Origin of the sequence: Comamonas sp. (assembly GCF_009360615.1) — a bacterium.
Taxonomy (GTDB): domain Bacteria; phylum Pseudomonadota; class Gammaproteobacteria; order Burkholderiales; family Burkholderiaceae_C; genus Comamonas.
In genome coordinates this window covers 40455-61284 of the sequence record NZ_SPEY01000018.1, presented here as the reverse complement: position 1 = coordinate 61284, position 20830 = coordinate 40455, and the positions used below count along the sequence as shown (strand labels likewise).

Genomic DNA, 20830 nt, shown 5'->3' with positions numbered 1-20830 from the left:
CCGCGGCAAACAGCCATGACTCAGAATGGCTGCCGCCTCGCAAGGCGACAACACCTGTGAGGAAAAACTAGCCAGTGTGCCCTTGAACGGCTTCCACTGCTCGCAGGATGGCCTCTGACGTGGCAGGCGCCTGCAGGGGCGGGTTCACGCGGTGCTCACCGGCGGCGGACACCGCATCGCGAATCGCGAAAAACACCGAGAACGGCAGCAGCAGCGGTGGCTCACCCACGGCCTTGCTGCGGTGGATGGAGTCTTCGTAGTTGTCGCCCTCGAACAGACGCACATTGAAGACCGGCGGGCAGTCATTGGCAGTGGGAATCTTGTAGGTGCTGGGCGCATGGGTCATGAGCTTGCCGCTTTGCGGGTGCCAGACCAGCTCCTCGGTCGTCAGCCAGCCCATGCCCTGGATGAAGGCGCCCTCCACCTGACCCACATCGACGGCCGGGTTCAGCGAGCGGCCCACGTCGTGCAGCACATCGGCGCGCAGCAGCTTCCACTCACCCGTCAAGGTATCGATGACCACCTCGCTGACGGCTGCTCCGTAGGCGAAGTAGAAGAAAGGGTGCCCCTTCATGCGCTTGCCATCCCAGTGCAGGCCGGGCGTGGCATAGAAACCATCCGACCACAGCTGTACGCGCTGCAGATAGGCGGCGCGCACCAGCTCGGAAAATGGCACATGCTGACCGTTGACCTGGACCGCATTGTTGGCAAAGCGCACGTCCCGGGCATCGCCGCCATGCAGGCGCACGGCGCATTCGGCGAGACGCTCGCGCAGCTGACGCGCGGCATCCTGGGCGGCCTTGCCGTTGAGGTCGGCCCCCGTCGAGGCCGCGGTGGCCGAGGTGTTGGCCACCTTGCTGGTATCGGTGGCCGTCACACGCACATTCTCGAAGGCCACGCCCAGCTCGTGTGCCACCACCTGGGCCACCTTGGTGTTCAGGCCCTGGCCCATTTCGGTGCCGCCATGGTTGACGAGGATGGAGCCATCGGTATAGATGTGGACCAGCGCGCCGGCCTGGTTGAAGTGGGCCACATTGAAGGAGATGCCGAACTTCAGCGGCGTCAGTGCCAGGCCGCGCTTGAGCACAGGGCTGGCGGCGTTGAAGGCATTCACCGCCGCGCGGCGCGCGCGATAGTCGCTGGACTCCTCCAGCTCGGCCACCAGCTCATGAATCACGTTATCGCTCACGACCTGCTCGTAGGGCGTGACGTTGCGCTCGCTCTTGCCATAGAAGTTGACGCGCCGCACATCAAGCGGATCACGGCCCAGGCTGCGCGCCACCGTATCCAGGATGTTCTCGATGGCAATCGCCCCCTGGGGCCCGCCAAAGCCGCGGAAGGCCGTGTTGCTCTGCGTGTTGGTCTTGCCCATATAGCCGTGCATGAGCACATCGGGCAGCCAGTAGGCATTGTCGAAATGGCACAGCGCCCGCGTCATCACCGGTGCAGACAGATCGGCCGAATGCCCGGAGCGCGAGACCATGGAGATCTCGGCACCCAGCACGCGGCCTTCATCGTCATAGCCCACTTCGTACTCATACCAGAAGCAGTGGCGGCGGCCGGTGATCATGAAATCGTCGTCGCGGTCCAGACGCAGCTTGACCGGCTTTTGCAGCCGGGTGGCCGCCACGGCCGCCACGCAGGCAAACAGCGCCGACTGCGACTCCTTGCCGCCAAAGCCGCCCCCCATGCGCCGGCATTCCACATGCACGCTGTGTGAAGCCACGCCCAGCGCATGCGCCACCAGATGCTGCATCTCGCTGGGATGCTGGGTGGAACAGTGGATATGCACCGCCCCGTCTTCCTTGGGGGTCGCGTAGCTGATCTGGCCCTCCAGGTAGAACTGCTCCTGCCCGCCCACATCGAAGGAGCCCTTGAGGCGGTGCGGCGCGGCATCCATGGCGGCGCGCGCGCCGCCTTCGCGCGTGCTGCGCTCCAGGTGCATGGGCGGCATCACGTACTGGCCCAGCTCATGGGCCTGGCGCGGCGTCAGCACGGGCGCCAGCTCGCTGATGGTGGCGGCCGCCTTGGCCAGGGCTGCCGCGCGTCTTGCCGCATCACGCGAGCGGGCAATCACGGCGAACAGGGGCTGGCCCACGTAGCGAATCTCGCCATCGCACAGAATGGGGTCGTCATGGATGATGGAGCCGCAGTCGTTGACGCCGGGAATATCGGCCGCCGTGATCACGTCCACCACCTCGGGCATGGCGCGCACGGCCTCCAGCGACAGCGCCGTCAGGCGGCCATGGGCCACAGGCGAGAGCCCCAGGGCGCAGTGCAGCGTGCCTTCCAGCTCGGGCAGGTCGTCGATATAGGCGGCCTCGCCGGCCACATGCAGGTGTGCGGACTCGTGCTTGCGGCTGACGCCCACGCGGGCGCCCTGGTCATGGGCCTTGGCCTCGGTCACTTCGTCGATGCGATAGGCCTGGTTCTTGCGGTAGTCGGCAAAGGCTTCTGCCACCAGTTCATTCGTCAGTTCACGGGGGTGGTTCATTTCAGACTCCTTGCTCCACGGCGGCAGGAACAACATGGGGCATCACGCTCCAGACACTGGTCACCTCGCTGCCTTGCGGCTGATCGGCGCGCGTCTCCAGCCACAGACGCTGAATCAGGTTCTGCGCCACCTTGAGCCGGTAATCGGCGCTGGCGCGCATATCGCTCATGGGCTTGAAATCCTGGGCCAGCGCGGCCTGAGCGGCCTTCACGCTTTCAAGGCTCCAGGGCTTGCCCAGCAGGGCCGCTTCGGCACCCGCAGCTCTTCTGACCGTGGCGGCCATGCCGCCGAATGCCAGCCGGATGGACTGCACGATCTCGCCGTCGAGCTCGACGGCAAAGCCCGCGCACAGGGCCGATATATCGCAATCGAAGCGCTTGCTGATCTTGTAGCCGCGCACCTGGCGCCGCATGGCCGCCAGCGGCACCGCCAGGGCCTGCACGAACTCGCCGGCCTCCAGCTGGTTTTTCATGTAGTCCAGATAGAAATCCGTCAACGGCATGCGGCGCACACGCTCGCCCTTGCGCAGCTCGATCTGGGCATCCAGCGCCATCAGCACCGGAGGCGAATCGCCGATCGGCGAGCCGTTGGCCACGTTGCCGCCCATGGTTCCCGCATGGCGGATGGGCGTGGAGGCAAAGCGCAGCCAGACGTCGGTCAGGCTGGGCCAGCGCTGCACCAGCGCGCTCCAGGCGGACTCCAGCGAAGCCCCGGCGCCGATGTACAGCTCCCCGCCTTCGGCATCGGTCCGCACCTCGATGCGCTTCAGCTCGGCCACATCGCCGACGTAAATCATGTCGCCCAGATCGCGAAACTGCTTGTTGACCCAGAGCCCCACATCGGTGGAGCCGGCCACGATGCGCGCCTTGGGCTTGGCCTCGCACAGCCGGGCCAGCTCTGCCGACGTGCGCGGAGCGTGGAAGAAATCGGTGCGCAGGCCCTGGGGGGCCGCATAGTTCAGGCCCGCGTCGCCGGCCCCGGCCTGCAGGCCTTGCAGCGCAGCCACCACGGGTGCCGTATCCAGTCGCACCGCTGGCAGATCGAACATGCGCTGACCGGCATCGAGAATCGGGCGGTAGCCCGTGCAGCGGCACAGGTTGCCCGAGAGTTCGTCGGCCAGCTGCTGGCGCGTGGGCTCGCTGCCCTGCTGCTGGTGGTGCTCATAGGCCGACCACAGCGTCATCACGATGCCGGGCGTGCAGAAGCCGCATTGCGAACCATGGCACTCCACCATGGCCTGCTGCACCGGATGCAGGCTTTGCGGGCCTGCAGGCTTGCCGGCGCAGGCAGACTTGCCCGCGCACTGACTCTTGAGGTCTTCCACCGTGAACAGGGCCTTGCCATGCAGGCTGGGCAGGAATTGAATGCAGGCATTGACGGTCTGCAGGCGCAGGCCGTTGACGGCCTGCTCGTCGCCGGCTTGGGCCAATTCGCCGATGACGACCGTGCAGGCACCGCAATCGCCTTCGTTGCAGCCTTCCTTGGTGCCGGTGCAATGGGCATCCTCGCGCAGCCATTGCAGCACGGAGCGTGTGGGGTGCGGGCCTTGCACTTCCACCACCTCGCCACGGTGGAAGAAGCGTATCGGTTGAGAGTTCTGGGTGGTGCTCATGATCGTGGGACAGGGTGAGATTGAATGCCTGCATGCAAGATGCATTCCAAACGCAGCATTCGTCAAGGTCGAAGGCTACGCCTGCAGGGGCAGCTTCTCATATGGACGCGCTCATAGGGGCTATGTAGCGCGTCATATATCCATGGCCAAAATCAAGGGAGAACCCGTACAAATCCCGGTCTCCTACGGGTAACTCCCAGGCGGCATGAGGTCCATCATGCTTCCACATCCATTGCTGACGCCGCTTTTCAGGAAATGACTTCAATGGACAAACAACTTGGGCTCATTCATGGACAAGCGCCACCAGCGATCAAGCTTTCAGGCATCACCACCATCGGGAGCCGGGCGCACGGGCTCATCGGCGTCGAGCTGGCTGAACACCAGCGTCGCCGCCAGCGTCATCAAAGCCACTGTCGCAAAGGTGGCGCGAATGGCCTGCATGCGCTCGTCGCTGTGCGCCGGCCACATATCGCTGAAGCCCGTGAGCAAGGCTCCGGCCAGTGCCACGCCCATGCTCATGGCCAGCATCTGCACCATGGACAACAGGCTGTTGCCGCTGCTGGCCGACTCGCCCTCCATATCCTTGAGGGTGACCGAATTCATGGCCGAGAACTGCATGGAGTTGAAGCCGCCGAAGATGAACAGCTGCACCAGCAGCAACCAGACCGGCGTTCCCGGCACCACCAGCCCGAACGAGGCCAGCATCACGGCCAGCATCACGGAGTTGACCTGCAGCACGCGCTTGTAACCGAAGCGCTGCACCGTGCGCACCGCAACACGCTTGACCAGCATGCTGCCGGTGACGGTCGCCAGCATCATCAGCCCCGCGTTCATGGGCGACATCTTGAGGCCGACCTGCAGCATCAGCGGGATCAGGAACGGCGCAGCGCCGCTGCCGAAACGGGTGAACAGATTGCCCAGCAGGCCCACGCGCAGCGATCGCACCTTGAACAGGCCCGGTGCGAACAAGGGCTCCTCCACGCGCAGCGCATGCATCCAGTAGCTGGCCAGGCTGGCCAGGCCGAACACCATCAGAACCACCACCAGCGCCATGCCCAGCCCCATGCCCGAGAGGCCGTCCAGCGCGATGGAAATCGCCACCATGCCGAAGGCCAGCATGGCATAGCCCGTGCCGTCAAAGCGGTGCACGGGCACGGGCGCACTGCGCGGGAACCAGCGCCAGGTGGCCCACAGCCCGATCAGGCCGACGGGTACATTGATCCAGAAGATCCAGTGCCAGCTGGCGTACTCCACCATCCAGCCGCCCAGGGTCGGCCCCAGCAGCGGCCCGACCTGGCCGGGAATGGCGATAAAGCTCATGGCGCGAATGAACTCGCCACGCGGATAGGTTCGCAGCACGGCCAGCCGTCCCACGGGCAGCATCATGGCGCCGCCCACGCCCTGCACCACGCGCGCCGCAATCAGGAACGGCAGACTGGGCGAGAGCGCGCACAATACCGAGCCCAGCACGAACAGGCCGATTGCCCAGCCATAGACGCGCCGTGTGCCAAAGCGGTCGGCCACCCAGCCCGTGGCCGGAATCAGCATGGCCGTGGTCAGCGCATAGGCCACGATGACCGACTGCATCTTCATCGGACTCTCGCCCAGCTCGGTCGCCATGGCCGGCAAGGCCGTGTTGAGGATGGTCGCGTCCAGCGACTGCATGAAAAAGCCTATGGCCACCAGCCACAGCAGTCTTTCTTTATGGGGGGCACTATGGTGTGCGGCGGGCATCTCACCCATGGGCAGCTCCGGAACAAGGCAGCACGGCCATAAAAAAGCCGCTGACAGGCAGCGGCTTAAGCAATATGCGCAGACCAGACCCGAGCGGTCGGCGCGCAGACCATCATCTGAATCAGACCGAGAAGCTGGAGCCGCAACCGCAGGTGGTCGAGGCATTGGGGTTCTTGATCACGAACTGGGCTCCTTGCAGATCTTCCTTGTAGTCGATCTCGGCACCCACCAGATACTGATAGCTCATGGAGTCGATCAGCAGCGAGACACCGTTCTTGGTCATGGTGGTGTCGTCGTCGTTGGTGATCTCGTCGAAGGTGAAACCGTACTGGAAACCGGAGCAGCCACCACCTTGCACAAAAACGCGCAGCTTCAGATCGGGATTGCCTTCTTCGGCAATCAGATCGGCCACCTTCGCAGCAGCGCTGTCGGTGAAGACGATGGGGGAAGGCATTTCGGTGGTCGTGGTTTCAGCAACGGCGCTCATGGCATTACTCCGTAGTTTCTTGATTGCCTGAAATGGTACAGCAAGGGGCTCGGGAATACCGGCCGTATCTCTTTGTCGCCAGTGCAAGTGGGGGCTTTGCGCAAGCGCTGGACAAGGCTGCGGCCGCCCATGAAAAAACCGCCAGGAATTTGCATTCGAGGCGGCTTTTTCTGAAAAGACTCCGAAGAGTCTTTCCTGCAGGCGAAACGGATTAACGCTTCGAGAACTGCTTGGCGCGGCGTGCGGAGTGCAGACCGACCTTCTTACGTTCGACTTCACGAGCGTCGCGAGTCACGAAGCCGGCTTGGCTCAGTGCAGGCTTCAGAGCTGCGTCATAGTCGATCAGGGCACGGGTGATGCCGTGACGGGTTGCACCGGCTTGACCGGATTCGCCGCCGCCATGGACGTTCACTTGAATGTCGAAAGTCTCCAGGTTCTCAGTCAGAACCAGGGGTTGCTTTGCGATCATGATGGAGGTTTCGCGACCGAAGTACTGCTGAATGTCCTTGCCATTCACAGTAATCTTGCCGGAGCCCTTCTTCAGAAACACGCGAGCGACGCTGGACTTGCGACGGCCTGTGCCATTGTTCCAATCACCAATCATCTAGGTCTCCTTAGATTTCCAGAGCCTTAGGCTGCTGTGCGGTATGGGGGTGCTCAGCACCGCCGTAAACCTTCAGCTTCTTGATCATGGCGTAGCCCAGAGGACCCTTGGGCAGCATGCCCTTGACGGCCTTCTCGAGAGCACGGCCAGGGAACTTGGCTTGCAGGTCGCGGAAGTTGGTAGCAGTGATGCCACCGGGGAAACCGGAGTGACGGTAGTACACCTTGTCCAGGTTCTTGGTACCAGTGACCTTGAGCTTGGAGGCGTTGATGATGACGATGTAGTCACCGGTGTCAACGTGAGGTGTGTAAATGGCCTTGTGCTTGCCGCGCAGACGGAGTGCCACTTCGCTGGCGACACGTCCGAGCACCTTATCGGTGGCGTCAATCACAAACCACTCGTGTTGCACCTCAGCGGGCTTTGCGCTGAATGTAGACATGAGTTTTCTCTTTCAAGAGGGTTTGGCGGTCCCTTTTCCGCGGTCGGTGCTTCTTCTTGAAAAAGACAGGTCTTTTAAAGGAAGCCTCTTAGGCGGGGTTACTCGGACCCATTTAAACTTGGCCCAAGCCTTCGCCGCGGGAACCATAAAATCGCTGCGAAGCCCGCCATTATACAAAAACGCCAGAATCTGCGTGTTTTCGTGCAGCAGCCTGTTGTGAAACAGCCCCTAGCGCCTGTTTCTCCCTCTGCACCCAGGCGCCGACAGCCTTTAAAGACCACAGGGTAAAAAGTGCTGTTCCCCTCTTGCCCTGCTGGTTACCATCCATCTCTATGTTCAGTTACCGCCACGCCTTCCATGCAGGCAATCACGCCGATGTGCTCAAGCACACCGTTCTGATTGCCACCGTGCAATACCTCACGCAAAAAGAGGCTGCGCTGACGGTGCTCGACACCCACGGCGGAGCCGGCCTGTACCGCCTGGACGGCGACTACGCCAGCAAGAGCGGCGAGGCCGAAGAAGGCGTGCTGCGTCTGGCTGCCGCCAAGGAGGAAGAGCTGGCCCCGGTGCTGCAGGACTACCTGCAGATGGTGCGCCGCTTCAACCAGGGCAATGCCATCCGCAACTACCCCGGCTCGCCCTTCATCTCCCAGGCGCTGCTGCGCGGTCACGATCGCCTCAAGGCCTTCGAGCTGCACCCCACCGACATGCGCTCGCTGACCGGCAACATGGCCCAGCTGGAAGTGCGGCGCCAGGTCGCCATCCTGCACGAGGACGGCTTTGAAGGTGTGAAGAAATTCCTGCCTCCACCCTCGCGCCGCGCATTGCTGCTCTGCGATCCCAGCTATGAACTGAAGAGCGACTATGGTCGTGTGCTGGACATGGTGGCGGACAGCCTCAAGCGCTTCCCTACCGGCACTTACGCCGTCTGGTACCCCATCATCCCGCGCCCCGAGGCCCATGACCTGCCCAAGCGGCTCAAGACCATGGCCACCAAGGCCGGCAAGAGCTGGCTGCATGCCACGCTCACGGTCAAGAGCAACAAGACCTCGGAGCGCGGCGGCCTGCCCGCCAGCGGCATGTTCCTGATCAATCCGCCGTTCAGTCTCAAGGAGCAGCTCAAGCCCGCCATGCCGCAGCTGGTCAAGCTGCTGGGTCAGGACAGCAATGCTGGATTCACGCTGGAGTCGGGTGGCTGATTGCGTCCGCCAGGGCGCTGAATACCGTTGCTGGTGGCCGGGCACGGCCCATGCCAGGGCGAGCCGCCCTGCTCCTTGCTGGGCCGGCTGGCGCCCGTTGCGCGCTGTGCAGCTCAGCGTTTTCGCCTGGAGGTCTGGCACACCTTGCGCGTGGGCTGATGTGCCGACGCGGCGCGCGTCTTGGCGGCGGCAGCGCCCTGCGCCACGCTGGGGTGACGCTTTCGGCTCGATGCGTTGAGCGTGGCCGGGCACTCGTCCTCATCGGCATCCAGCTGCCACAGTTCCACAGGCTTGATACCCAGGCCCAGCATGCCCAGCTCCTGGGCCGCAGCCTTGCTCAGGTCGATGACACGGCCGGGCGCAAAGGGACCACGGTCATTGATACGCACCACCACGCTCTTGCCGGTGACGGAGCTGCGCACGCACACGCGCGTTCCGAAAGGCAGGGTCTTGTGCGCCGCCGTCAAATCCATGCTGTCAAAGCGCTCGCCGCTGGCGGTCTTGCGCCCATGAAACTGCTCGCCATACCAGGAGGCCAGCCCCGCCTGGTCGCTTTCACGCGGGGGGCTCAGCTCGTACTTGTTGCTGTCTTCGGGCAGGTCTGCCTTGTCGGCATCCGCAGGCTTGTTGGCCTTGACGCCCAGGCCTTTGTCCCGATAGTTGCTGCGCGCATAGGCATCGGGCAGCAGGGGCGCGGAGACACTGGCCGGCGCGCCCTTCTTTCGGGGCTGGCTCTGAACGACGGGGGCCTGTTCCTCGGGCTTCTCTGGCAGCGGAGCACAGCCGGCCATGGTCGCGGTAACGACGGCAAGACCTATCCACTGACAACAACGCAGGCGCCAAAATTTCGGTTGCACGGGCGCAATCTCCTTGAAAGCTCAAGTGAGAGCCGCCCAAGACCGGCCGCCTCGCGGCCGGCAAGCTTTTGGCTTACAGACCCAGACGGTCGCAGATCTCCAGAGTGGCGACGCTCTGGTTCATCGTATAGAAGTGCAGCCCGGGAGCCCCCTGGCTGCGCAACTGCTCGCATAGATGAGTCACGACATCCAGACCGAACGCACGAATGGAAGCGGTGTCATCTCCGAACGCCTGCAGACGCAGACGAATCCAGCGCGGAATCTCGGCACCACATGCATCCGAGAAGCGCATCAGCTGTGTAGAGCTGGTAATCGGCATGATTCCTGGCACGACCGGCACGTCGAGCCCCAGAGCCCTCACCTCATCGACAAAGCGCATGTATGCGTCGGCATTGTAGAAGTATTGCGTGATGGCGGAATCTGCACCAGCGCGCACTTTAGCAACAAATGCGTCCAGATCGCTGCGAGGGGACTTTGCTTGAGGGTGAGTTTCGGGATAGGCGGCAACTTCGATGTGAAACCAGTCGCCGAACTCCTGACGCACGAAAGCCACCAGATCGCTGGCGTACTGGAACTCGCCGCCCAGGCCGTAGCCGCTGGGCAGGTCGCCGCGCAAGGCGACGATGCGCTTGACGCCCATGGCCTTGAGTTCGTTCAGCTCGGCACGCACTTTTTCATGCGTGGCGCCGATGCAGGAAAAGTGCGAGGCCGCGCCCACGCCCTCGTTCTGGATGTCGCGCACCATGGTGAAGGTGCCAGCCTGGGTCGATCCGCCCGCACCATAGGTCACGGAGCAGAACTCGGGCCTGCGCGCATACAGGGCCTGGCGCACGCCCACATGCTTGGCAGCGCCTTCGGGCGTCTTGGTGGGGAAAAACTCGAAGCTGACGGGAAAGCTCATGGCGGTCTGTGTCTCTGAATCCTGGGTCATGGACGGGCACCGAAGGCTCGGTGCCCGCCACGCTTTTGTGCTCAACGCTCGTTGCGCTTTTTGCTCAACGCTCGTTGCGCTTCTTGCTCAACGCTCGTTGCGCTTTTTCTGCTTGCTGCGCGCCGGGCCGGGCTGGCCAAAACTGGCGACCTCAGGGTCTTCATAGAGCTCCTGCTTGGCACGCTGCGCCTTGATCTCGGCACGCGAAGGGCGCTTGGCAGCCGCCTTGACGGCAGGCCTGGCCTGCGCCGCCTCGTCTGCAACGACGGGGGCCGGAGCCTTGACTTCAGCGCCCTGCTGCGCCCAGACAAAGAATTCGTGATTGCCGTCGCCGCCTTCTATCGGCGAGTCCAGCCACTGCTTGACGCTCAGCCCCAGATCGCCGAGGCAGTCGCGAATGCGCTTCTCGACCTCGGCGTACAGTGCCGAGTCACGCACAATGCCGCCCTTGCCGATCTGGCCGGGCTGCAACTCGAACTGGGGCTTGACCAGCATCAGCAACTGGCCGTGGGGCTTGAGCAGCTGCACCACGGCAGGCAGCACCAGGGTCAGCGAGATAAAGGACAGATCGCCAGTCACGAAATCGAAGGCCGGGCTGATGTCGATATTCTCGGTGCCAGGCTTGCGGCGCAGCTCCACCGGAGCCAGACCTTCGGCGCGGGCCTTGGCCTTGGCGGCGCGCTCGGCCTTGAAGCTCTCGACATCCTGCTCCTTGGCATCGTCGCTGTCGTCATAGTCCTCATCGACCTGACCGCCGTTGCGCATCCAGGCATAGGGCGCGATGGGCTGGGTATCGTTGTCCTCTTCTTCCTCGATGACTTCGCACAGCGCCTCGTCGCAGGCCTTTTCGAGCAGCTCGGGCGTCAGCGCGCGGGCGTTGAAGCCCTCGACGCAGACCACGCGTTCGTCGCTCTTCAGGCGCTCGTGCAACTGGCCATGGCCCACGTCGATGCCGATGACCTGGGCCGCACCGGCCTGCAGCAGGCAATCGGTGAAGCCGCCTGTACTCTGGCCCACGTCCAGGCAGCGCAGGCCCTTGACGCTCAGCCCGGTCGCCGCCAGCGCGCCCTCGAGCTTGAGTCCGCCGCGCGAGATGTATTTGGCCTCGGCGGCATCCAGCAGCTGCAGCTCGGCACCGGCAGGAATGTCATCGCCGTTCTTGGCCACCTTCTTCCAGGGCGCCAGCGGCGTCAGCCGCCACTCCACACCCGAGGCAATCAGGCGCTGGGCCTGGGAACGGGTGGCAGCATGACCTGCTTCAACCAGAAAAACATCTGCGCGCATCGCGTCGCTTCCTTTGAAATCAACCGCAGCCAGACGCTGCAGGCAAGAGAATCTTTTTTGTAGCTGCTTGCGCTTATCCTGCTTTATTTTCAGACATGAATTCATCTGAAATCAATGCAGTGCAAGCGTAAAAAGCTATCAAGTATGTGAACACTGCCCCCGATACTGGCGTACACCCAGCAAGGGACCGCGCGCAGGGGCCCGGGCGGCCCCAGCGAGGCCATCGCCCCTCTCCCGACGCACAGCCAGAGAGAGGGAAGTCGCGGGCCGCCTGGGCACAGCCACTCAGGGGGACGCTGGGATCAATAGCGGTACGTTTCAGGCTTGTAAGGGCCTTCCTTCTTCACGCCGATGTAAGCGGCCTGAGCGTCGCTGAGTTCGGTCAGCATGGCACCGACCTTCTTCAGGTGCAGGCGGGCGACCTTTTCGTCCAGGATCTTGGGCAGCACATAGACCTTGCCCACTTCGTAGGCATCGGGGCGGGTGAACAGCTCGATCTGCGCCAGCGTCTGGTTGGCAAACGAGTTGGACATCACAAAGCTGGGGTGGCCGGTGGCGCAGCCCAGGTTCACCAGACGGCCCTTGGCCAGCAGGGTGATCTTCTTGCCGTCGGGGAACTCGATCTGGTCCACCTGGGGCTTGACTTCTTCCCACTTGTACTTTTCGATCGAGGCCACATCGATCTCGTTGTCGAAGTGACCGATGTTGCAGACGATGGCCTGGTCCTTCATGGCGACCATGTGCTCGTGGCGGATGATGTCCTTGTTGCCGGTGGTGGTCACGAAGATATCGGCCTTGTCGGCGGCGTACTCCATGGTCACGACCTTGTAGCCTTCCATGGCGGCCTGCAGGGCATTGATGGGGTCGATCTCGGTCACCCAGACCTGGGCCGACAGCGCGCGCAGCGCCTGGGCGGAGCCCTTGCCCACGTCACCGTAGCCGGCCACGCAAGCCACCTTGCCGGCGATCATCACGTCGGTGGCGCGCTTGATGCCGTCCACCAGCGATTCGCGGCAGCCGTAGAGATTGTCGAACTTGGACTTGGTCACCGAGTCGTTGACGTTGATGGCGCGGAACAGCAGCGTGCCCTTGGCCGACATTTCGTTCAGGCGGTGCACGCCGGTGGTGGTCTCTTCGGTCACACCGATGATCTGGGCCGACTTGCGGCTGTACCAGGTGGGGTCGACAGCCAGTTTGGCCTTGATGGCGGCGAAGACGATGCGCTCTTCTTCCGAGCCGGGGTTGGCCAGCACGGACAGGTCCTTCTCGGCACGCTTGCCCAGGTGCATGAGCATGGTGGCGTCGCCGCCGTCGTCCAGGATCATGTTGGGGCCTTCGCCTTCGGTACCGGCGGCACCGAATTCAAAGATGGCGTGGGTGTAGTTCCAGTAGTCTTCCAGCGACTCGCCCTTGATGGCGTAGACAGGCACGCCGGTTTCGGCGATGGCAGCAGCCGCGTGGTCCTGGGTCGAGAAAATGTTGCACGAAGCCCAGCGCACTTGTGCACCCAGAGCCGTCAGCGTCTCGATCAGCACGGCGGTCTGGATGGTCATGTGCAGCGAGCCGGTGATGCGCGCGCCCTTCAGGGGCTGGGCAGCGGCAAACTCTTCACGCACGGCCATCAGGCCGGGCATTTCGGTTTCGGCAATCCTGATTTCCTTGCGGCCCCATGCAGCCAGGGAAATATCGGTGATGGCCGAATCGGCGGGATTGAAGCGCACGGCAGCGTTCATGGTTTTCTCCAAATCTTGAATGAAAAACCACGTTCTGCAGCAGAGGGGGAATGAACCGGCTCACCGCACAGAAAGCGTGGGCGAGCGTCGTTGCGGGATGAAATCCGAGCCTCACGCCCCGCGCAAACCAGCGCATGGCTGGCTGGGGAACGCTGCAACGCTCCTCGGATGGAAAGCGATTATAAGGGAATCAGCCTTCCAGGCCCACCAGTCGATAACCGACTTGCAACTCGGTGATCAGATGCCGGGGCTGTGCCGGATCGCTCTCTATCTTCTGGCGCAGATTGGCCATGTGCACACGCAGGTAGTGAGGGCGGTCCAGATACTCCGCCCCCCAGACCTGAAGCAGCAGCTGCCGGTGCGTCAGCACCTTGCCATGGCCGGCAATCAGGGTTGCCAGCAGCCGGAACTCTATGGGCGTCAGGTGCACGGCCACGCCGTCACGCCGGACCTCGTGCGCCGCCAGGTCCACCGTCACCGCACCGAAACGCGCACAGCTGCCGGGCTTGTCCGTCGACGACACCTGCTGGCGACGGCGCAGCATCACGCGCAGCCTGGCCAGCAGCTCGGGTACGCCAAAGGGCTTGGTCAGGTAGTCATCGGCCCCGGCGTCCAGCGCAGCCACCTTTTCCTCTTCCTGCTCGCGCGCCGACAGGATCAGAATCGGCAACTGGCTCCAGCCGCGCAGCTCGGCAATCACGGTCTTGCCATCGGCATCGGGCAGACCCAGGTCCAGCACCACGGCGTCGGGCTGGCGGCTGGCGGCCTCGATCAGGCCGCGCCTGGCGGTTTCGGACTCGAACACCTGCCAGCCTTCGTCCTCCAGTGCCAGGCGCACAAAGCGGCGGATGCTGGCGTCGTCTTCAATCAGCAGGATGCGGGGTGCGGCGCTCGTCATGTTCGGATTTGCAAGTGATGCACGGGATTGTCGGCTCATTCGTCCATGGAGGGTTGCTCGGGCACAGGCAGCAATATGCTGAAGACGGTTCCCGGCCCGGGTTCTGCCGCCGCCACCTGCAATCGGCCACCATGCGCCTGCACGATGCGCTGCGCCAGCGCCAGGCCCAGTCCCATGCCAAACACGGCGCTCTCCGCCTGACCCCGGGTGAAGGGTTCGAACAGCTGCTCGGGCGAAAGATGCCCGGGCAGACCCGGTCCTGCATCCTGCACGCTCAGCACGCAGTCGCCGTCCAGCACGCGCGCGGCCACGGTGATCGTCGTGCCCTCGGGCGTGTACTTGATGGCGTTGTCCAGCAGGTTGACCAGCACCCGCTCCATGAGCACGGCATCGAGCTGCAGCAAAGGCAGCCCGGCCGGCAGCGAGGTCTGCAGCGCATGCGCGGCCAGTCTCTCACGCATCTGTGCCAGCGCACTGCCCACCAGCTCGTCCACCGGCAGCCATTCGCGCTTGAGCTGCACGCCTCCCTGCTGCAGGCGCGCCATGGCCAGCAGGTTGTCCACCAGCTGCTGCAGCGCCTGAGCCTGATTGCGAATCTGCAGCAGCATGTGATGGGCCGGCCCCTGCGGGGCATGCGGCAAGGCCGCCTGGGCCGCTCCCAGAATGCCCGTCAGCGGGGTGCGCAGATCGTGCGAGACGGCCGAGAGCAGGGTGTTGCGCATGCGCTCTCCCTCCATGGCGATCAGGGTCTGCTGCGCCACCTCCACAAAATGCACGCGCTCCAGCGCCAGCGCGATCTGGCTGGCACAGGCATCGAGCAGGCGGCGCTCCTCGGGCACCCGCAACTTCTGCGGCGCCCGCAGCTGCAGCACCAGCACGCCGCGCGAGCGCACGGGCGCCATCAACGGCACATACAGCGCCGGCGCTGCCGCCAGGGTATCGGTGCCGTGGCCGGCCATCTGCCCATGCTCCATGCTCCAGCGGCCCACGCTGGTATCGATCGCCCCCTCGCTGCCCTGCGCCAGATGCAGCTGCTCGTCGGCATCGGGCACCAGCAGCCCGGTCTGGGCGTCGAAAACGCCTGACATCGTGGTCAGCGCGATGCGCACGACCTGCTCCTGCGTCAGCGCCCCCGACAGGTCGCGCGCCAGCCTGGCCAGCGCGCCGGCCCGGCGCTCGCGCTCTGCAGCCACACGCGCCTCGTGGCGCAGCCGCGCCGTGAGCTGGCCGCAGACCAGGGCTACGCCCAGCATCAGGCTGAAGGTGAAAAGGTACTGGGTATCGTTGACGCTGAAGGAGTTGCGCGGCGGCACGAAGTAGAAGTCGAACAGCAGCACCGACAGCAGGGCCGCCCATGCTCCGGGGCCGCGCCCCCAGCGCACGGCGGACAGCACCACCACCAGCAGGAACAGCATGACCACATTGGCAGGGTCGAACACCCGCAGCAGCAGCTCCGCCACCGCCGTGGCCGCCAGACAGGCCAGTGTCACGCCTGCATAGCCCTTCCAGGGGACGGGCTGCTCGCGCTCTGCCGGCAGGCGCATGCTGCCCTCATGCTTGCTCTGCTTAACGGACAGCAGCAGCACGTCGAGCCCGGGATCGAGCGCCGCGATCTGCTCGGACAGGCTGGGTGTCCGCCAGCGCAGCCAGCGGCTCACAGCCTGCTGCGCGCGCGCCAGCACCAGATGGCTGGCATTGCGCTCACGCGCGAAGTCCACCAGGGCCTGGGCCACATGGGCTCCGGGAATGGTGGCCGTTTCAGCCCCCAGACGCGCGGCCAGCGCCAGGGTCCTGAGCACGGCTTCCTGGGCAGCCCGGGGACGGTGCTGGCGCTCGGGCGCATCCACATAGACCACCACCCAGTCGGCCTCCAGCCGCCTGGCCAGACGCGCCACCTGGCGCACCAGGGCATCGTCACCGGCGCGACCGCTCACCCCCACCAGCAGGCGCTCGCGCGTCGGCCAGACATCGCCGATGGCACGCTCGCGGCGATAGTCACGCATGTCTTCATCGACCCGGTCTGCCGTGCGGCGCAAGGCCAGCTCGCGCAGCGCCAGCAAATTGCCCTGGCGAAAGAAATTGCGCGAGGCTCGTTCGGCCTGCTCCAGCGGGTAGACCTTGCCTGCCTTCAGGCGCTTGAGCAGCTCCTCGGGCGGGATATCGACCACGATGACTTCGTCGGCGTCGTCAAAGAGATGGTCGGGCACGGTCTCGTGGACCTGTATGCCCACGATGCCGCCCACCACATCGTTGAGGCTTTCCAGATGCTGGACGTTGAGCGTGGTCCACACCTCGATCCCCGCTTCCAGCAGCTCCTGCACATCCTGCCAGCGCTTGGGATGGCGCGATCCGCTCACATTGCTGTGTGCCAGCTCGTCGAGCAGCAGCACTTCCGGGCGGCGCGCCAGTGCGGCATCCAGATCGAACTCGTCCAGTTGCCGGCCCTGGTAGAGCAGCTTGCGCCGCGGCAGCAGCTCCAGGTCATGCAGCTGCTGCTCGGTCTCGGCGCGGCCGTGCGTTTCCACCAGCCCCACCAGCACTCCGCGTCCGGCCTGGCGTTCGCGTTGCGCGGCCGCCAGCATGGCATAGGTCTTGCCCACCCCGGCGTTCGAGCCGAAGTAGATGCGCAGCTTGCCGCGGTGGGCGCGTTGACTGTCGGCCTGCAACTGGGCAAGCAATGCGTCGGGATCGGGGCGCTGGGCGGCGGAGGATGGAGTGGATGAAGGCATCGGACGCTCAGCGTATCACTCAAGCCCGGTCAGAACCCGGCACTCAGGCCCAGCAACCAGCCGCTGCGTGCGAGATCACGCCATTGGCCACGGCTGTTGACAGCGCTGTAGTACCGGGCATCGGCCGAGGTCCCAGCGTACGCAAGCGACGCGGTCCATGGCCCCCAGGCCCTGGAGAGCGAGATGCGCCAGTCGGCATAGGAAACATCGCTGTAGTTGCGCACCCGGGTGTAGCCGGCATGCAGGCCCAGAGTGGCGAGATCGCCCAGCGGATGCTGATAGTTCAGATCCAGATACTGGCTTCCGCGGCTGCTGCCTGCTGGTTGCAGCGCAGTGGCAAACGCCGAGTCGGCGGTACTCGGGCCCAGGCCGAAATAAGGCGTCAGCGCCACAGACCATTTGACGCTCAGACCGCCATGAGTCGCGCCCAGATAGAGCTCGGTGGTGTCAAAGCGTTTGCTGCTGCCATCGCTAGCGCCCAGCCGTGCGCCGGGATAGCGGTACTGCAAAAGCCCGGCATCCAGCAACCAGTCAGGCACGAGCTCGCCGCGCCAGCCACCATAGATATCGTGCTCCAGCCCCTGGCCCCGGCCGTAGCTGTTGGTAGAGACGTTGGACAGCGACGTGCCCACATAAAAGCCCTGGGGCAAGGCCAGCTCCACTGCGCCCTGCACTGCCGCACCTTGCCAGGTCTGCGAGATGCCGCGAAAACGGTAGTCACTGATCAGGCTCAGCGAGCCGGTCAAGGAAGGCTTGCTGTCGGCCTGCACAGCATCTGTGATGTCAGAAGCAGATTGCGCCTTGGTTTCCTCGGCAGCAGAGGAATCTGCACAGTTCAAAGCGATCATCAACATCGCAGAGCTGATGACCCGGGAACGCGATGCGTGAAATGGTTGTTGGGGATGGGAGAGACGCATGATGATGAAGCAAACGGATCAGGCTTGCCGCGCCCGCAGGGAGCGCGGACAAGCCAGAGAGACGAGAGAGCAGGGCCTGGTTATGACTCAGACCAGGCCCAGCACGGTCAGCAGCATGTCGATGAGCTTGATGCCCACGAACGGCACGATCAGCCCGCCCAGACCGTAGATCAGCAGATTGCGGCGCAGCAACAGGGCGGCGCCCACGGCGCGGTACTGCACGCCGCGCAGGGCCAGTGGCACCAGGGCGATGATGATCAGCGCGTTGAAGATCACGGCGCTCAGGATGGCGGAATCCGCGCTGTGCAGCTGCATCACGTTGAGCGAAGCCAGCTGCGGATAGGTACCGACAAAGGCGGCCGGAATGATGGCGAAATACTTGGCCACATCGTTGGCAATGCTGAAGGTGGTCAGGGCGCCGCGCGTCATCAGCATCTGCTTGCCGGTCTCCACCACCTCGATCAGCTTGGTGGGGTTGGAGTCCAGATCGACCATATTGCCCGCCTCCTTGGCCGCCTGCGTGCCGCTGTTCATGGCCACGGCCACGTCGGCCTGGGCCAGGGCCGGCGCATCGTTGGTGCCATCCCCCGTCATGGCCACCAGACGGCCAGCCGCCTGGTGCGAGCGGATCAGCTGCAGCTTGTCCTCGGGTCTGGCCTCTGCCAGGTAATCATCCACCCCGGCCTCGGCGGCAATGGCAGCAGCCGTCAGCGGGTTGTCGCCCGTCACCATCACCGTCTGTATGCCCATGCGGCGCAGCTCGGCAAAGCGCTCGCGCATGCCGGGCTTGACGATGTCCTTGAGCTCGATCACACCCAGTACCCTGGCACCGTCGGCCACCACCAGGGGCGTACTGCCCTTGCGCGAAACACTGTCCACGGCCAGCTGCACCTGTGCCGGGAAGCTGCCTCCCAGCGCCTCGACATGGCGGCGCACGGCATCGGCAGCCCCCTTGCGCAAGCTGCGCAGGCCTTGTGGTCCCGGGATATCCATGCCGCTCATGCGGGTCTGGGCGGTAAAGGGTACCGACTCGCCCGGCTGATCGGCACTGCTGCGATCGGCAAGGCCATGACGCTCCCTGGCCAGCGCCACCACACTGCGGCCTTCAGGGGTTTCGTCGGCCAGCGAGGACAGCTGGGCCGCTTCGGCCAGCTGCGCGGCGCTCGTTCCCGGCGCCGGCAGGAAGTCGCAGGCCTGGCGGTTGCCCAACGTGATAGTGCCTGTCTTGTCCAGCAGCAGCACGTCCACATCGCCGGCAGCCTCCACGGCCCGCCCCGAGGTGGCAATGACATTGGCCTGCATCATGCGGCTCATGCCTGCCACGCCGATGGCCGACAGCAGGCCGCCGATCGTGGTCGGAATCAGGCAGACCAGCAGCGCTATCAGCACGGCGATGCCGACCACCGAGCCCGTGCCGGCCTGTGCCACGGCAAACGCCGAGAACGGCCACAGCGTGACGATGACCAGCAGGAAAACCAGCGTCAGGCCCACCAGCAGAATGGTCAGAGCCAGTTCGTTCGGCGTCTTCTGCCGCTTGGCGGATTCGACCATGGAGATCATTCGATCCAGAAACGACTCGCCAGGGTTGACGGTGACCTCCACCACCAGCCAGTCCGACAACACCCGTGTACCGCCCGTCACGGAAGAAAAGTCGCCTCCGGCCTCGCGGATCACGGGAGCGGATTCGCCGGTGATCGCACTTTCGTCGACCGATGCCACGCCTTCGATCACCGTGCCATCCAGGGCAATCGTGTCGCCGGCCTCCACAAAGATGACCACGCCCTTGCGCAGCTCGCTGGCGCGCATGGGAATCCAGGAACTGCCGAAATGCGGCTGCTGCAGCAGCTTGGCCACGGTGTCACGCTTCATGCCCCGCAGGCTGGCGGCCTGGGCTCGGCTGCGGCCTTCGGCCAATGCCTCGGCGAAGTTGGCAAACAGCACGGTGAACCACAGCCACAGCGCAATCGCCAGAACAAATCCGTTGTTCTCGCTGGCCGGATCCATGAAGTTCTGCCATCCCAGAAGGCTGGTCAGGATCGCGCCCAGGTACACCACGAACATCACTGGATTGCCCCATTGCGTGCGTGGCGAGAGCTTGCGCACCGCATCCCATAGAGCGGACTTCACCAGCGCGGCATCGAGCAGGCTGCGACCGGCCGTCATTTTTCGTGCACTCATGGCTTACTCCTTCGCTGCGCTGTTGTCGGGCTGCATGGCATCCAGCGCCAGGTTGAGCTGCAGCACATTCACACGCGGCTCGCCCAGCAGGCCCAGACTGCGCTGCTGCGTGGCCTGGGCCATCATTTCCTGCAGTCTGGCCTGAGACATCTGGCGCGCCTGGGCCACCCGAGGCAGTTGCAACCGGGCATTGGCCAGGGAGATATGCGGGTCCAGGCCCGATGCCGACGCAGTGACCGCATCCACAGGCACCGCCTGGTCTGCCGCCAGGCCGTTGTCAGCGCGGTACTGCGCGACGCGCTGCGCGACGGCTTCCGACAAGTCCTTGTGCGTTGCCCCCTGGTTGCTGGCACCAGAGAGCCCCGCGTTGTAGGGAGCCGCAACGCTCGCGCCTTCCTGGCTCGGGTCAGGAGCCACAGTGGCGCTGGGACGGCCCTGGAAGTACTGCCGACCGGTGAACTGCTGGCCGATCAGGGCCGAGCCGACGATCCGGCCCTGACGTTCGATCAGACTGCCATTGGCAGCATGGGGAAACAGCGCCTGCGCGACCCCTGTGGTCATCAAGGGGTAGGCGATGCCTGAGACCACCATCACCAGCAGGGCAGCGCGCACGCTGCTGCCCAGCAGACGGGGCCAGGAGGCGTTTTGCGCCTCGGGCTGCGCTTGTGCCGGGTTTGGCAGCACGGAAGCGGAAAGAGTTTGAATCGATGTTTTCATGTTTGCTCCCCGGCCTG

16 protein-coding genes and 1 riboswitch are annotated in these 20830 nt (G+C 64.4%); of the genes, 1 reads left to right on the top strand and 15 read right to left on the bottom strand.

Translation table 11 applies throughout. The features are described from left to right. Positions 1 to 67 precede the first annotated feature (67 nt). The 6 genes from xdhB to rplM all read right to left on the bottom strand — a co-directional run bounded on the left by xdhB (position 68) and on the right by rplM (position 7370). Positions 68 to 2494 carry a xanthine dehydrogenase molybdopterin binding subunit gene (gene xdhB, locus E2583_RS04990; protein WP_291593670.1) on the bottom strand — a complete coding sequence of 809 codons (2427 nt, stop codon included), beginning with the start codon at positions 2492 to 2494 and terminating at the stop codon, positions 68 to 70. A gap of 1 nt (position 2495) precedes the next feature. Next, positions 2496 to 4106 (bottom strand): xanthine dehydrogenase small subunit, encoded by a 1611-nt coding sequence (gene xdhA, locus E2583_RS04985; RefSeq protein ID WP_291593668.1) that lies wholly within the window; start codon positions 4104 to 4106, stop codon positions 2496 to 2498. A 318-nt stretch (positions 4107 to 4424) separates the two neighbouring features. Then, on the bottom strand, positions 4425 to 5849 hold the full coding sequence (mdtD, locus tag E2583_RS04980; protein ID WP_325801187.1) for a multidrug transporter subunit MdtD: 1425 nt from the start codon (positions 5847 to 5849) through the stop codon (positions 4425 to 4427). 112 nt (positions 5850 to 5961) lie between these two features. Further along, positions 5962 to 6327, bottom strand: coding sequence for an iron-sulfur cluster insertion protein ErpA (gene erpA, locus E2583_RS04975; protein WP_003059000.1), 366 nt, complete (start codon positions 6325 to 6327; stop codon positions 5962 to 5964). Positions 6328 to 6538: 211 nt separating this feature from the next. Next, entirely contained in the window at positions 6539 to 6931 is a 393-nt protein-coding gene (gene rpsI, locus E2583_RS04970) for a 30S ribosomal protein S9 (protein WP_003059002.1), read from the bottom strand. Between the two features lie 10 nt (positions 6932 to 6941). Continuing rightward, positions 6942 to 7370: a 50S ribosomal protein L13 gene (gene rplM, locus E2583_RS04965; RefSeq protein ID WP_003059004.1), complete on the bottom strand. Its 429-nt coding sequence runs from the start codon at positions 7368 to 7370 to the stop codon at positions 6942 to 6944. A gap of 332 nt (positions 7371 to 7702) precedes the next feature. Between rplM and E2583_RS04960 the strand changes: the two genes are divergently transcribed. Further along, positions 7703 to 8569 carry a 23S rRNA (adenine(2030)-N(6))-methyltransferase RlmJ gene (locus tag E2583_RS04960; protein ID WP_291593661.1) on the top strand — a complete coding sequence of 289 codons (867 nt, stop codon included), beginning with the start codon at positions 7703 to 7705 and terminating at the stop codon, positions 8567 to 8569. Positions 8570 to 8682: 113 nt separating this feature from the next. Here E2583_RS04960 and E2583_RS04955 read toward each other — a convergent pair whose 3' ends face one another. The 9 genes from E2583_RS04955 to kdpC form a co-directional block, all read right to left on the bottom strand. Beyond that, positions 8683 to 9360, bottom strand: a complete 678-nt coding sequence (locus E2583_RS04955; RefSeq protein ID WP_291593768.1) for a septal ring lytic transglycosylase RlpA family protein — start codon at positions 9358 to 9360, stop codon at positions 8683 to 8685. 139 nt (positions 9361 to 9499) lie between these two features. Then, positions 9500 to 10327 (bottom strand): methylenetetrahydrofolate reductase [NAD(P)H], encoded by an 828-nt coding sequence (gene metF, locus E2583_RS04950; protein ID WP_291593766.1) that lies wholly within the window; start codon positions 10325 to 10327, stop codon positions 9500 to 9502. Between the two features lie 117 nt (positions 10328 to 10444). Next, positions 10445 to 11641 carry a TlyA family RNA methyltransferase gene (locus tag E2583_RS04945; RefSeq protein WP_291593660.1) on the bottom strand — a complete coding sequence of 399 codons (1197 nt, stop codon included), beginning with the start codon at positions 11639 to 11641 and terminating at the stop codon, positions 10445 to 10447. Positions 11642 to 11943: 302 nt separating this feature from the next. Next, entirely contained in the window at positions 11944 to 13374 is a 1431-nt protein-coding gene (ahcY, locus tag E2583_RS04940; RefSeq protein WP_291593659.1) for an adenosylhomocysteinase, read from the bottom strand. Between the two features lie 75 nt (positions 13375 to 13449). Next, positions 13450 to 13546, bottom strand: a riboswitch (S-adenosyl-L-homocysteine riboswitch). 18 nt (positions 13547 to 13564) lie between these two features. Further along, a complete protein-coding gene (locus E2583_RS04935; RefSeq protein ID WP_291593657.1) occupies positions 13565 to 14272 on the bottom strand; it encodes a response regulator in 708 nt (235 codons plus the stop codon). A gap of 35 nt (positions 14273 to 14307) precedes the next feature. Next, positions 14308 to 17001: a sensor histidine kinase KdpD gene (locus tag E2583_RS04930; RefSeq protein ID WP_291593656.1), complete on the bottom strand. Its 2694-nt coding sequence runs from the start codon at positions 16999 to 17001 to the stop codon at positions 14308 to 14310. Between the two features lie 29 nt (positions 17002 to 17030). Continuing rightward, complete coding sequence (locus E2583_RS04925) at positions 17031 to 17918, bottom strand: TorF family putative porin (protein ID WP_291593655.1); 888 nt, start codon at positions 17916 to 17918, stop codon at positions 17031 to 17033. A gap of 87 nt (positions 17919 to 18005) precedes the next feature. Beyond that, positions 18006 to 20096, bottom strand: a complete 2091-nt coding sequence (gene kdpB / locus E2583_RS04920) for a potassium-transporting ATPase subunit KdpB (protein ID WP_291593654.1) — start codon at positions 20094 to 20096, stop codon at positions 18006 to 18008. A 3-nt stretch (positions 20097 to 20099) separates the two neighbouring features. Continuing rightward, positions 20100 to 20813: a K(+)-transporting ATPase subunit C gene (gene kdpC, locus E2583_RS04915; RefSeq protein ID WP_291593653.1), complete on the bottom strand. Its 714-nt coding sequence runs from the start codon at positions 20811 to 20813 to the stop codon at positions 20100 to 20102. Between the last annotated feature and the right edge of the window lie 17 nt (positions 20814 to 20830).

Coding starts and splice junctions, on each gene's coding strand:
- rpsI (WP_003059002.1), bottom strand. CDS start 6,931: ATGATTGGTGATTGGAACAATGGCACAGGCCGTCGCAAGTCCAGCGTC.
- E2583_RS04960 (WP_291593661.1), top strand. CDS start 7,703: ATGTTCAGTTACCGCCACGCCTTCCATGCAGGCAATCACGCCGATGTG.
- ahcY (WP_291593659.1), bottom strand. CDS start 13,374: ATGAACGCTGCCGTGCGCTTCAATCCCGCCGATTCGGCCATCACCGAT.
- kdpC (WP_291593653.1), bottom strand. CDS start 20,813: ATGAAAACATCGATTCAAACTCTTTCCGCTTCCGTGCTGCCAAACCCG.
- E2583_RS04930 (WP_291593656.1), bottom strand. CDS start 17,001: ATGCCTTCATCCACTCCATCCTCCGCCGCCCAGCGCCCCGATCCCGAC.
- E2583_RS04945 (WP_291593660.1), bottom strand. CDS start 11,641: ATGCGCGCAGATGTTTTTCTGGTTGAAGCAGGTCATGCTGCCACCCGT.
- E2583_RS04935 (WP_291593657.1), bottom strand. CDS start 14,272: ATGACGAGCGCCGCACCCCGCATCCTGCTGATTGAAGACGACGCCAGC.
- kdpB (WP_291593654.1), bottom strand. CDS start 20,096: ATGAGTGCACGAAAAATGACGGCCGGTCGCAGCCTGCTCGATGCCGCG.
- xdhB (WP_291593670.1), bottom strand. CDS start 2,494: ATGAACCACCCCCGTGAACTGACGAATGAACTGGTGGCAGAAGCCTTT.
- E2583_RS04955 (WP_291593768.1), bottom strand. CDS start 9,360: ATGGCCGGCTGTGCTCCGCTGCCAGAGAAGCCCGAGGAACAGGCCCCC.
- xdhA (WP_291593668.1), bottom strand. CDS start 4,106: ATGAGCACCACCCAGAACTCTCAACCGATACGCTTCTTCCACCGTGGC.
- erpA (WP_003059000.1), bottom strand. CDS start 6,327: ATGAGCGCCGTTGCTGAAACCACGACCACCGAAATGCCTTCCCCCATC.
- rplM (WP_003059004.1), bottom strand. CDS start 7,370: ATGTCTACATTCAGCGCAAAGCCCGCTGAGGTGCAACACGAGTGGTTT.
- metF (WP_291593766.1), bottom strand. CDS start 10,327: ATGAGCTTTCCCGTCAGCTTCGAGTTTTTCCCCACCAAGACGCCCGAA.
- mdtD (WP_325801187.1), bottom strand. CDS start 5,849: ATGGGTGAGATGCCCGCCGCACACCATAGTGCCCCCCATAAAGAAAGA.
- E2583_RS04925 (WP_291593655.1), bottom strand. CDS start 17,918: ATGCGTCTCTCCCATCCCCAACAACCATTTCACGCATCGCGTTCCCGG.